This window comes from Culturomica massiliensis (assembly GCF_900091655.1).
Classification (GTDB): domain Bacteria; phylum Bacteroidota; class Bacteroidia; order Bacteroidales; family Marinifilaceae; genus Culturomica; species Culturomica massiliensis.
The window spans coordinates 3,317,173-3,329,101 of the sequence record NZ_LT594621.1 but is presented as its reverse complement, the minus strand read 5'-3'; the positions used below and the strand labels follow the sequence as shown (position 1 = coordinate 3,329,101).

The window sequence follows — 11,929 nt, the reverse complement described above, 5'->3', positions numbered from 1 at the left end:
ACAGCCTTTCGAATATGTCATTTATTCCACCATACCCGGGTATCGAAATTATCCGGCCCCTGTAAAGCGATAGCGGCCTCGTAATTTGCCATATTGGGAGTAAAATCGTCCGACGCATAATGACGGCGATAGGGAATATGGGTTACGTCCGCATTCGGACCCGGCTTCAGATCGGGAACGCCCAAACGTCTCCAGTCCGACCAGGCTTCGATTCCGTCCTGCATAAAATTAGCCAGCCAGCGCTGCATAGCGATTTTAGCAATTTTCTGTTCCTCCGTACCGGCAAATTCCACCTCCTGCTGCGCACAATAAGCATCCAGATCATATTCCAATTCATGCTGACTGAATGAAGCTTCTATACCGGCTTTATAAAGCGATTCTGCATCCGCACCAATCCATCCCCTTACAGCAGCTTCTGCGCACAACAACAGAGCGTGGGAAGGCGAGATAATTGTAATCGCCGCATCCTGTTTATAATATTTCGGATGAAAATTGCAATAACTTCCGGTCTGCCAGGAAGGCAGGTCGTCCTTCCGCAACCCGTAAGGCAATCCGATATACTCCCCGTTCTCATTCGGAACTGTATAAGCCTTTAAACGCGGATCGTGATAAGCTTTCAACTGATCGATAATTGTAGCTGAAGGAACAAAATCCCATCGCCCGTCTAAAATCATATTCTCCCACAAAGGATTGGCATTCGCATTTTCAGGCAGATAGGCATATTTGAACAAATCTGTATTTGCAGTAATTCCACCGTCGGCATAAGCCTTGGCAAAACGGGTTTTCCCGATGGCTGGAGCGACCTTCGATAATTTAATCGCCATCATCATACGCAAAGTTGCATTCAATCTTTTCCATTTATTCATATCCCCCTTGTAAAATATATCAAATGTCCCGTCCAGCCCCGCAGAAACATCGAATTGAGTAAAAGCTTCGTTCAGCTCTTTGTCAAGATCGGTATAAATAAATTCCTGGGTATCGTATTTAGGGGTATACAAACCTTCCAAAGCTTTATTGGCTTCCGAATAAGGAATCATTCCCAAAGCATCCGTCAAATGCATATAGGCATAGGCCCGCAATGTACGGGCTACAGCAATCTGGTTTTCAATCTTACCGAACGCCTGTACCCAGGTTGCTCCTTTCGTTTTTTCATCCGAACAAAGCTGGATAATATCGTCCAGATTACGGATCATCCGGCGGTAATAACCACTCGTATTGAATTCCGTCATAGCATAATTCGAATACTGAATATTCAACCGCTCGGCAATATACTGAGGATACAACTGATTCCAGGGATCGTAATTGCCCACCCAGGCAAAATTAGGAACATAGAGCGCAGTATACATAAAGAGATAACGGGTATCCGGAGTCGATACCTTATTGGGATCCACATTTACACTTCCAAAATCGTCGCAACGCGAAAGCAATATCATTCCGGCGATAATCAGTATCAATAATTTTATCGTTTTCATAATCCTGTTGTTTTAATTAAAATGTCATATCTATGGTAAAACCGAAACTCCGGGTACTTGCAACCTGTCCCTGCTCTATATAGCTGTTATAAGCATTACCGACCTCCGAAACATCTACATTGGGCATACCCGAATAAATCAACCAGGGATTCTGGGCCACAAATGACAAACTGGCTGATTTGATTCCTCCGCCCAAACGTTTGAGCAAACTCACCGGTACGGTATACGTCAGCGAAATTTCACGCAATTTCAGATAACTGGCATCATATACATAGTCTTCCCAGATACTCCCTTTTTTATCAAAATAATAATTGGCGGCAACATGAGTAGACACAGGTGAGTATGTCCCATCCGGATTTTTGACGACACCTTCCACTTTTATCCCTCCGTTCTGTTCCAACGGCATACGGATGTCCACTCCCCGGTCGTTTTTACCGACGGTTGTTTCCAATAAACCGGCCATTTCGCCGAACATATTACTGACGGAAGCCACATTTCCACCGATCTGATAATCGAAAGACGCCCCGAAAGCCAGATTTTTATACCGGAGCGAAGTCGAAAATCCTCCCGTAGCATCCGGCTGTACGTTACCCAGTTTTTCTTTTGCATTATTGACCGTATTCAAGGTATAGTCTCCGTAAGGATGGCCTTCATTCGACCGTTTACGCAAAATCTTATTACCCTGCCCGTCCTTTTCCCAGACAGATCCCTGAATCACACCGATCGGTTGACCTACCTCCGCTACCAGATACAAACGGGTACTATAACTCAGCCAGGCCCAATTGTATGTTTTCAAATTTCCATCCAATTCAATCAATGTATTTACATTCCGGGCGATATTGAAATTCAAATCCCAAATCCAATCCTTTGTTTTAACCACCGAACCGCCGATAGCCAGCTCAACTCCCCGGTTCCGGATTTTACCGGCATTTATCGTACGTGAAGAATACCCGGAAGCAGGGGTCAAACCGATATTAATGATCTGATTTTTAGCATCCCGGTTATAGAAATTAAAATCTCCCCAAATCCGGTCTTTAAACAAGCGGAATTCGGTACCGATCTCATAAGCCGTGGAAATCGTGGGTTTGATATTCGGGTCCTTCATCCGGTCGTCATGCCTCATCGCCGTCAATTGTCCGTATTTCGTCGTCGTATACACTTCCGAAATATTATAGGCACTCGTCGATTTACCCACCTGTGCAACGGAGGCACGCAATTTCCAGAAACTCAGCCACTCGGACTTAAGCCAATTGCTGGCAATAACAGAAGCAGACACACCCCCGTACAAATAACTGTTTTTATCTTTGGGCAAGGTCGAACTCCAATCGTTTCGCAAGGAAAGATCCAAATAATAGGTATTGTCCCAACCGGCCGTTACCGTCCCATACACACTTCTCTCCTTCATGCGGGTTTTACTGTTCTCTCCTCCCGGAAGTCCGGAAGAAGCACTGACATTGAAAAATTTATCGATAATCAGTCCGTCCCGGGTAAAAGCACCCACCGATTCATACCGGTAATTCCGGTTTTCAAGGAAAAAAGCCGCATCCAAAGCCAACTTATTAGCGAAAAACTGATCGGACCAAGTTACACGTCCCTGTATCTGCATATCAATCAAACTATTCTGACTGGTTGAGTAACGCGATGTTTCTCCCAGCAGATTCATCGGGATAGCCGTATAACTGTTATAATTACGTAAATTACCGTTTACCCGTATACCGGCTTTCAGGTTACTAAGGATTTCATAGGAAGCATCCGCACTGAAGACATTCCACTGATAGACACTCTGCCAGTTTTCCTCGTAAAAAATAGCGAAAGGATTGTTATGATAAGTAGGCTTTAAATTTGTCGGAGAATTGATGTTCCAGGAACGGAACGTACCGTCCGGACGTTTGTAATCTTTCAAGTCCCGGACATCTACATTCCGGTGAAACCACTGGGTAAAGGTATAAAAAGCATTTCCCGTATTTCCGTATCCTTCCTGAGCATTATTGTGATTCCGCCGGTATGAATATTTATAATCCAAAGCAATATTCAACCGTTCGGAAGCTTTAAAATTCGTCTTGATGGACAGGAAACGGCGGGCCGCATCACTATTGGGCATAATCCCTTTCCGGGATATATTCGTAAAAGAAACACGCGACATGTAATTTTTCCCCGAATGAGCTACCGATACATTGGTTGTATTTATCATCCCGGTTTGGAACAATTCTTCCAGGTTATCTTTCGGAGGCGGACTGAACCGGGCCAACTGCCCGAATTTTGGATGAGTAGGATCCCAGGCATACCAGGGAGCATACATACGTCCGTCCATCCTGGGGCCCCAGCTTACGTCAGAAGCGTAATCATAATAAGGAGCTCCGTCCATGATACTCAAATAAGCCGGATGTTTCGACGGATCATACTTAAAAGTATACATCTCTGCCGTAGCACCCAAATTTCCACCTCCGTATTCATTCTGATAATCTCCATGCAGGTATACTTTTTCAAAAGCAAGTGTATGACTAAGATTTATAGCCATACGTTGCCCTTTCAACCCCTTCGTTTTAATAATAATCGCCCCGTCACCTCCACGGGAACCATACAAAGCGGTCGCAGCAGGTCCTTTCAGCACATTTACCGACTCCACATCATCCATGTTGATCGAATTGGCACTGGTAATCACCCCATCCACCACATAAATCGGCTCACTCCCTCCGGCATTCAATGAACTGGTTCCCCTTAAAACAATTTTTCCGGCATCGAAGGTAGCTCCCGAACTTCCCCAAAAACGTACCCCGGCTACTTTTCCGACTAAAGCATTATTCAAGTCCATCTGACGGGTTTGCATCAACTCTTCCGATTTCAGGTTCTGCACCGAATATCCCAAAGCCTTCTGCTGACGGGTCATCCCCTGAGCCGTCACCACCACTTCTTCCATTTTCAAGGAAACCGCTTTCATTTGCACGTCAATCACGTTTTTATCTCCGACGGGAACTTCCACCGTTTCCATCCCCACGAACGAAAATTCCAACACATCTTGCCGGTTCACAGGTAAAGTATATTTCCCGTCGATATCCGTTGCCACCCCGACCGAACTACCCTTTATTCTAACACTTACTCCGGGTAAAGGCGCATTATCCGCAACATCCGTTACCCTTCCGTTTATTGTAACGGTCTGGGCAAAAATCGTTTGCATTCCTATAAATGACAGGAATACGAAAAGTCCGATTCGTTTTTTCATAAATACTCAATTTTAGGTTAAACATTAAACGCCTTTATGGACTACAGCCAAAAAAAACGTTCGTTTTTTAATGTCAACTAAACTTGAAAATTCTGAAAACACAAAACATTGATTACCAATAATGTATCCTACGAAACAAAAACAGAAGAAAGTTAAGATTTTTTTAACAATCAAAAGGAAGGTATTTTTTCAGGTAAAAATCCTGAATATCAATATATTTATCCCAAATATAGATCGTACACACAATTCTTTAAGAGACGGGAAATTTAAATAATATTTACATATTATCCAACAAATCAGCTCTCAAAAATTAAATAATTCTTAAAAAATAACGATTCAAAAGCCAAAGACTGACTTTATTTATTTCAGAAATTACCGGTCTTTTTTAGAAGTAGGAACAATAAAAATTACGCTTACCGTACCGATCAGCCCTAAAACAAGAAGCAGGATACGAAAATGCCAATTTTCCAGAACAACAAAAGCGGAAATAGAAATCATCGTCCACATACAGCCGATTGAAATCAGCTTTGAGGTCCAACTTACTCCCTGTTTCGATTCATAACGCCGGATATAATCCCCCAGCCACTTCGAACGGTGTAAAAAATCGTGCATTCGTTTAGAACTTTTGTAAAAAAGCCAGGAACTCAACAATAGAAAAGGGGTTGTCGGCAGTCCCGGGACAAATATCCCAATGATACCCAAACACACGGAAAGAATCCCGATACTGATATATAAAACTTTTCGCATCTTTTATAAAACCGGAGGTAATAAAGCCTCCTTTAATTTGTTCTGAACAGTTCTTTTATTACGATCTGATAGTCGTCCCGGCGACCGGCTTTGCGTATTCGTTTAAGCCATTTACGGTCGGTTTCAGGTAAAAAATAATCCCATACCGATTTCATCTTTTGTAAAAGCAATCTTTCATCGTTAAAATAACTTTCATAAGCAGAAAAAAGGGCCTCATGAAAATCAAAAAAACGCTTTTTACGTAATTCTTCCGAAAAAGTTTCATTTCCTTGAAAATCGGCGGCCAATAAAGGCGAAGACAATAATCCACGTCCTACAAAAACACCCCTGAGCAGGGGGTATTGGGCCACAATATTCTGAATCTGCTCAACCGATATCAAATCTCCATTATAAAAAAGAGGACGGGTACATTGCCGATAGAATGAAGCGAATCCTTCCTCGTCCACCGTACCCTTATATTGTTGTTTTCCTGTTCGTGCATGAACCGTTATCCAGCAAAGGCGAAGATTATTAATTACAGATAACAAATCCATACATTCACCTGCCGATTCCCACCCCAAACGCATTTTTAATGAAAAATCCAGATCGGGAAATTCATCTATAGTCTGTAAGACCGTTTTCACCCGTTCCGGATAAGGTAAGATTCCGGCTCCTTTTTTCTGATGGGCTATCAACGGAAAAGGACAACCGAAATTAATATCCGCCTGCCGATATCCCATTTCCCGGATTTTTCCGGCCAATATACGGAATTCTTCAGGAGAGCCCGGTAATATCTGAGGGATAAGACGGGCAACCGTATTGTTTTTCGGATCTAAATCACGCATATCCCGGTTACGGAAAGCATTCCCTTTTTCCAACCGTATAAAAGGGGTATAATAAGCGTCTACACCACCGAAAAAGCAGGCGAAAGTATTTCTATATATCCAGTCCGTATACCCCTGTATCGGCGCAAAATGTATCTCAAAACGGTTTTCCATGCCGCAAAAATAGGTTTAAATTTCGATTTATGGCTGCATATATTCCTAAAACCCTTTTCCGGCTCCCAATTTTAAAAACAAATTGTAACTTAGCAGCATAAACCATTATCGTTCACGTCCTATGAAAACTTTATTATTCTTTTTATCTTTTATTCTCTTATGTCCGGTATTGAAAGCGCAGAATGACGACCGCGGGTATTTGGTTAAAGTCGGAGATATGGCGCCGGACATCGATATTCATTACCTCGACGGCAGTGTAAAAAAACTGTCTGATTTCCGGGGCAAAATCGTCATGCTGCAATTTACAGCCAGTTGGTGCGGAGTATGCCGGAAAGAAATGCCTTTCATTGAAAAAGACATCTGGCAAAAACATAAAAACAATCCGAAATTTGCCCTCATCGGCATCGATCTGAAAGAAAATGCAGAAAAAACAAAGAAATTCGCCCAGGACCTAAAAATTACTTATCCCCTGACATTAGATTCAGAAGGTAAATCTTTCTATGCTTTCGCAGCCAGAAATGCCGGTGTCACCCGCAATATAATCATCGACAAAACCGGAAAAATCGTCTACCTCACCCGGCTTTACGATCCGGCAGAATTCAAAGAAATGACCGAAGTGATCGACCGGTTATTGCAGTAATATATGTTTTTGATTGTTGATTTACGATTCTGGTTCAACCTGATACGCGGCTACGATTCAGTTCCGAATTCACCAATCGTAAATCATAAATTAAAAATCCTTTTACCCCGATTCCAAATCTTTCCCAGATCATTCCGCCCCCCTTACTCAAAATCACAAATGAGTAAATCAGCGAAATCGGCGGGTAAAAAGATCGTAAATCAAAAATCCCCTGAAACCAACCGTTTGATTTCAGGGGATCAACATCATTCTTTCACGGCCCGTTGTAAGGTTGTGTCTATTCTTCCGAAAACGGGATAAAGACCGTCATTATCCAACACATCCCGGGCAATATAAGCCTCCAGATTGGTCCGGATAATCTCGTAAGATTCACGCATCCCTTTATTATCCCGCTTCAATCCGTTCTTTGCAGCATAATCGGCCATATCTCCGACAAGATCAAACTTTTTAAGATAAGCCAATATTTCCTTGTAATCTTTCATATCCTTCAAATCCGCACGGTGACGATCCATAAAATCAAAGGTGTAATCATACAACAACATCGTACGCCGTAAATCAATCAGGTATTTCGAAACTCCATTCGTATCGACGGGAACAAATACATCAGGCATAATTCCACCGCCACCGTATACGGTTCTTCCTCCAAGTGTCTGGTACTTGAGTTTTTCATCGAAATGAATACTGTCCTTTTCTTCCAGTTCACCGTGTCTGATCCGATTGCTAAGATCACCGTAATACTCATTCTTTCCTTTATCGTAAGGCCGTTGTATTGAACGCCCGGAAGGAATATAATAACGGGCTACCGTCAACCGCAATGCCGATCCGTCAGGAAGAATCCGCTGCTCCTGTACCAACCCTTTACCGAACGAACGACGTCCCACAATTGTACCCCGGTCGTTATCCTGAATGGCCCCGGCAAAAATCTCACTGGCCGAAGCACTGTTTTCATCAATCATAATTACCAAAGGTAATTGCTGATAACTGCCCTTACCGTTTGAATAATAGTCAGACCGGGGAGAAGCTTTTCCCTGGGTGTACAAAATCAAACTCTGGGCAGGCAGAAATTCATTGATCATTTTGATGGCTATGGGCAATATACCGCCGACATTACTCCGTAGATCGACAATTAATTTTTTCATACCCTGATTTTCCAGGCTTTTCAAAGCAGCCATAAATTCATCATAGGTATTCATCCCGAATGTATTTACCTTCACATAACCGGTAGTATCGTTCACCATATAAGCGACATCGACACTTTTTACCGGAATACTTCCCCGCGTAATGGTTTTCTCAATCGGCTGGCCCGCTCCGCGACGTACCAATGTTACATTCACATCCGTACCCAGCTCGCCCCGTAACATTCCCATAATCCGGCTGTCATTCATTTTAACTCCGGCAACAACCGTATCGTTCACTTTCACAATCCGGTCTCCGTCCTGTACACCGGCTTCCTCAGAAGGGCCTCCGGGCACAACTTTGATAACTGTCACCGTATCACGGAATTTATAAAACTGTACGCCGATGCCTCCGAAATTCCCTTGCATATCTTCATTCACCCGTTCCATTTCCCGGGCAGGAATATAAACCGTATGAGGGTCCAGATCCTTGATAATGCCTCCGATTGCTTCCTCTTCTATTTTCCGGATATCGACACTATCCACATAAGAATGATCGACCATATTCAGCACCATATCCAACTTACTGCCCTGAACCGGCAAAAACAATTCCTGCTTATTATGGAAATCCTTCCGGATAAAAAGAGAGTTGATAAACATCCCCGCAACAACAGCCAGTGCAATAATCACCGGTGTCAAAATCATTTTCAGATTATTTTTATACATTGTTCCAATCCTTAGTTATTCATTTCCTTTTATTATTCACATTCCTCTATTTCTACAAAATCAACCTGTATACCGGCCTTTTTCAAAAGTTCCAGACCATCTGCACAATGGTACACTTCCGAGTAAACCACCCTACGGATTCCGGCCTGTATGATCAGCTTTGCACATTCGATACAAGGAGAAGCCGTTACGTACAAGGTAGCTCCCTCACTACTGTTACTCGATTTCGCAACCTTGGTAATGGCATTGGCTTCGGCATGCAGTACATAAGGTTTTGTGCGGTTGGTATCATCCTCACAAATATTTTCGAAACCGGAAGGAGTACCGTTATATCCGTCGGAGATAATCGATTTATCCTTTACAATAAGTGCGCCAACCTGACGGCGTTTGCAATAGGAGTTCTCTGCCCATATACGAGCCATCCGCAAATAGCGTTCGTCCAATTGCTTTAATTTTCCCTGTTCGCTCATAGAATATTATTTCTTTCTTTCGCAAATGTAATCGATCATCTCATAAAAACCGGCTTTGCGTTCTTCAGGCACTTCCACTTTTCGTAAAGCTTCCCGGCTTTTTTCCAGGTACAAATCGATGGTGCACCGGGTCAGCTCCGGCACCTGAAGCCGGTTATAAATCTCTGTCACGGCTTTGATCTTTTCTCCGGGATCGGCATTTTTATTATTCAACCATTCCCACAAACGGGCTTTTTCTTCCTCTCCCGCCTGTTCCAAAGCCTTTATTAAAAGATAGGTTTTCTTATTCTCCAGGATATCTCCTCCGATCTTTTTCCCGAATTCAGCCACATCCCCATACACATCCAGAAAATCATCCTGCAATTGAAACACCAGTCCCAGATAGCCTCCGAAATCATACAAAGCATTGTATTCATGGGCCGGTGCCCCCGCTATTAAAGCCCCGTGCCGCAAACTACCGGCAATCAAAACAGAAGTTTTCAGATAAATCATATGGATATACTCTTCTTCCGTGACATCATTCCGGCTCTCGAATTCCATATCATATTGCTGCCCTTTACAGACATCCATTGCCACCTGGTTAAAACCGTCAATTACCTGCCGCAAATACTTATCTTCGCAATTCTCAATATATTTATAAGCGGTTATCGCCGCCGCATCCCCACTCAATATCGCCACATTACTGTTCCATTTCTTATGCACCGTAAGACGCCCCCGGCGCAACTCCGCATCGTCCATCACATCGTCGTGTAATAAGGTATAATTATGGAAAATTTCAATACCTATTGCAGACTTCAAAGCTTTCCCGATATCGTCACGATACAAATTATAGGCCATTAACGTCAACACCGGACGCAAGCGCTTACCTCCGTCTTCCAAAATGTATTTTATCGGTTCAAACAAAGAATAAGGTTTCTCCACATATTCCTGTCTGGCAAATTCTGCCTTAATGATTTCCCTGAGTTCTTCTAGTGTATACATCATCTTTCCTTTTATAAAGGGGCTAAATTATAAAAAAGTAGACTGTTATTTCAGATTTTGAATTTTTAATTTTAAATTCCGGCCCAATTTACCGGAATAACAGGCAAATTTTTAATTTTCAATTCTCCATTTTCAATTAATTTGTTACTTTTGCCCGGGAAAACTGGCTGAGTAGTTCAATGGATAGAACGGAAGTTTCCTAAACTTTAAATTCGGGTTCGATTCCCGGCTCGGCTACAAATCCTTGAAAACAAGAGAAAATAAAAACAAATAAACATCTGAAAAACAGCAAATCAGCTGAAATTTTCAAAAGGTGTTTTTGCTTTGTTTTCTCTTGTTTTTTTAATTTCCGTCCCTTATCCGTCCCCCGTTTTGAAAAGAATGTATATCGTTTACAGACGTCCCAATTGGCTACTTTCTAAAATATGAATGCTTTGGGAATGATTCATTGTATATAGGGAAATGACTATAAGCCTAATTCAAAATATAATATAGAATAAAAATAAGTATTCCTCTTCTTTTAATTTCGAATAGAATATTAGAATATATAAATTCGTTATTTTAATTTTTGCCTTAAATTTGGAATAAGGCATGCTTTGTTTAATTTTGGAGAATATATTGGAATTAGATATTTCAGTAATCAGATTATGAAAGATTTTAAAGCAGGAGCTGAGATAAACCAAGGTTATTATATATGCACTCCGAACATATCCTCAACATCGACCTTTTTATCGGTATGCACGTGATAAAGGAAGCGACACAATCTTCTAAAATAGAGGGAACACAGACTAGTGTGGAAGAAGCCTTATTGGCGAAACAAGATGCTCCTTTGGATAAACGAGATGAAACCATCTGTTTTCCTGAATTGTTGAAAATTGCTCTTATACATTACCAATTTGAGACCATACACCCTTTTTTGGATGGAAATGGCAGGACAGGCAGATTTATCCATCCCCGATTTTTCAAAACCGACATAAATAACAGAAAATAAACGGCATATAATCCGGTTTTATTTTCCGGTTTCACTACAATCGGAAAGAACCGGAAAACCCGGTTCTTTTTTATAAATTCAATCTAAAATCAAAACAGACAATGAAAGTAGTTATACAACGGGTATTACAGGCAAGCGTAACCATCGACGGACAAGTGTATTCCGCAATTAAAAAGGGTATGATGATTCTGGTCGGCATTCAGGCAGACGATACAGCCGAAGATATCGAATGGCTTTCCGGGAAAATCTGTAACCTCCGGATTTTCGACGATGAAAACGGAGTCATGAACAAATCCATCAAAGAAGACGGAGGGGAAATACTCGCCGTCAGCCAGTTTACTTTAATGGCCCGTACCAAAAAAGGCAACCGTCCGTCCTATATCGATGCCGCTCATCCGGATATATCCATTCCTTTGTATGAAAAATTCGTGCAAAAACTGTGCGAAGAAATGCAAAAAGAAATTAAATCAGGCGTATTCGGCGCCGACATGAAAGTTGAATTAATCAATAACGGTCCGGTAACTATCATTATCGATTCTAAAAACAGGATATAAAAATTTAAAGCTAAAAAAATCATTTGCAAATTTTCA

At 41.9% G+C, this 11,929-nt stretch carries 9 protein-coding genes, 1 tRNA gene and 1 pseudogene; 4 read left to right on the top strand and 7 right to left on the bottom strand.

What is annotated here, in order from left to right; genetic code table 11:
- Nucleotides 1-17: 17 nt before the first annotated feature.
- The 4 genes from BN8908_RS14895 to BN8908_RS14880 form a co-directional block, all read right to left on the bottom strand.
- Nucleotides 18-1,472: a SusD/RagB family nutrient-binding outer membrane lipoprotein gene (locus BN8908_RS14895; protein WP_021987794.1), complete on the bottom strand. Its 1,455-nt coding sequence runs from the start codon at nucleotides 1,470-1,472 to the stop codon at nucleotides 18-20.
- A 16-nt stretch (nucleotides 1,473-1,488) separates the two neighbouring features.
- Nucleotides 1,489-4,692 carry a SusC/RagA family TonB-linked outer membrane protein gene (locus BN8908_RS14890; RefSeq protein WP_068691437.1) on the bottom strand — a complete coding sequence of 1,068 codons (3,204 nt, stop codon included), beginning with the start codon at nucleotides 4,690-4,692 and terminating at the stop codon, nucleotides 1,489-1,491.
- Nucleotides 4,693-5,064: 372 nt separating this feature from the next.
- Nucleotides 5,065-5,439 (bottom strand): YbaN family protein, encoded by a 375-nt coding sequence (locus tag BN8908_RS14885; protein ID WP_021987792.1) that lies wholly within the window; start codon nucleotides 5,437-5,439, stop codon nucleotides 5,065-5,067.
- A gap of 32 nt (nucleotides 5,440-5,471) precedes the next feature.
- Nucleotides 5,472-6,416 carry a tRNA-dihydrouridine synthase family protein gene (locus BN8908_RS14880; RefSeq protein ID WP_068691435.1) on the bottom strand — a complete coding sequence of 315 codons (945 nt, stop codon included), beginning with the start codon at nucleotides 6,414-6,416 and terminating at the stop codon, nucleotides 5,472-5,474.
- Nucleotides 6,417-6,537: 121 nt separating this feature from the next.
- Between BN8908_RS14880 and BN8908_RS14875 the strand changes: the two genes are divergently transcribed.
- Nucleotides 6,538-7,056 (top strand): TlpA family protein disulfide reductase, encoded by a 519-nt coding sequence (locus BN8908_RS14875; protein WP_021987790.1) that lies wholly within the window; start codon nucleotides 6,538-6,540, stop codon nucleotides 7,054-7,056.
- 245 nt (nucleotides 7,057-7,301) lie between these two features.
- Here BN8908_RS14875 and BN8908_RS14870 read toward each other — a convergent pair whose 3' ends face one another.
- From BN8908_RS14870 to BN8908_RS14860, 3 genes are read right to left on the bottom strand one after another with little or no spacing between them, the layout of a single operon-like run.
- Nucleotides 7,302-8,876: a S41 family peptidase gene (locus tag BN8908_RS14870; RefSeq protein ID WP_235837444.1), complete on the bottom strand. Its 1,575-nt coding sequence runs from the start codon at nucleotides 8,874-8,876 to the stop codon at nucleotides 7,302-7,304.
- A gap of 53 nt (nucleotides 8,877-8,929) precedes the next feature.
- Nucleotides 8,930-9,367, bottom strand: coding sequence for a deoxycytidylate deaminase (locus BN8908_RS14865; RefSeq protein WP_021987788.1), 438 nt, complete (start codon nucleotides 9,365-9,367; stop codon nucleotides 8,930-8,932).
- A gap of 6 nt (nucleotides 9,368-9,373) precedes the next feature.
- Nucleotides 9,374-10,348: a polyprenyl synthetase family protein gene (locus BN8908_RS14860; protein ID WP_021987787.1), complete on the bottom strand. Its 975-nt coding sequence runs from the start codon at nucleotides 10,346-10,348 to the stop codon at nucleotides 9,374-9,376.
- Nucleotides 10,349-10,513: 165 nt separating this feature from the next.
- Here BN8908_RS14860 and BN8908_RS14855 point away from each other — a divergent pair.
- From BN8908_RS14855 to dtd, 3 genes and pseudogenes are all read left to right on the top strand, one after another.
- Nucleotides 10,514-10,585, top strand: a tRNA-Arg gene (locus tag BN8908_RS14855).
- A 451-nt stretch (nucleotides 10,586-11,036) separates the two neighbouring features.
- Nucleotides 11,037-11,297, top strand: a pseudogene (locus tag BN8908_RS14850) (Fic family protein); the annotation flags it as partial.
- A gap of 143 nt (nucleotides 11,298-11,440) precedes the next feature.
- Complete coding sequence (gene dtd, locus BN8908_RS14845; RefSeq protein WP_068691429.1) at nucleotides 11,441-11,893, top strand: D-aminoacyl-tRNA deacylase; 453 nt, start codon at nucleotides 11,441-11,443, stop codon at nucleotides 11,891-11,893.
- The last annotated feature ends 36 nt before the right edge of the window (nucleotides 11,894-11,929 follow it).

Bases quoted from the DNA above. Each gene is read 5' to 3' on its own strand.
- BN8908_RS14860 (WP_021987787.1), bottom strand. From the start codon at position 10,348: ATGTATACACTAGAAGAACTCAGGGAAATCATTAAGGCAGAATTTGCC.
- BN8908_RS14880 (WP_068691435.1), bottom strand. From the start codon at position 6,416: ATGGAAAACCGTTTTGAGATACATTTTGCGCCGATACAGGGGTATACG.
- BN8908_RS14895 (WP_021987794.1), bottom strand. From the start codon at position 1,472: ATGAAAACGATAAAATTATTGATACTGATTATCGCCGGAATGATATTG.
- BN8908_RS14890 (WP_068691437.1), bottom strand. From the start codon at position 4,692: ATGAAAAAACGAATCGGACTTTTCGTATTCCTGTCATTTATAGGAATG.
- dtd (WP_068691429.1), top strand. From the start codon at position 11,441: ATGAAAGTAGTTATACAACGGGTATTACAGGCAAGCGTAACCATCGAC.
- BN8908_RS14875 (WP_021987790.1), top strand. From the start codon at position 6,538: ATGAAAACTTTATTATTCTTTTTATCTTTTATTCTCTTATGTCCGGTA.
- BN8908_RS14885 (WP_021987792.1), bottom strand. From the start codon at position 5,439: ATGCGAAAAGTTTTATATATCAGTATCGGGATTCTTTCCGTGTGTTTG.
- BN8908_RS14865 (WP_021987788.1), bottom strand. From the start codon at position 9,367: ATGAGCGAACAGGGAAAATTAAAGCAATTGGACGAACGCTATTTGCGG.
- BN8908_RS14870 (WP_235837444.1), bottom strand. From the start codon at position 8,876: ATGATTTTGACACCGGTGATTATTGCACTGGCTGTTGTTGCGGGGATG.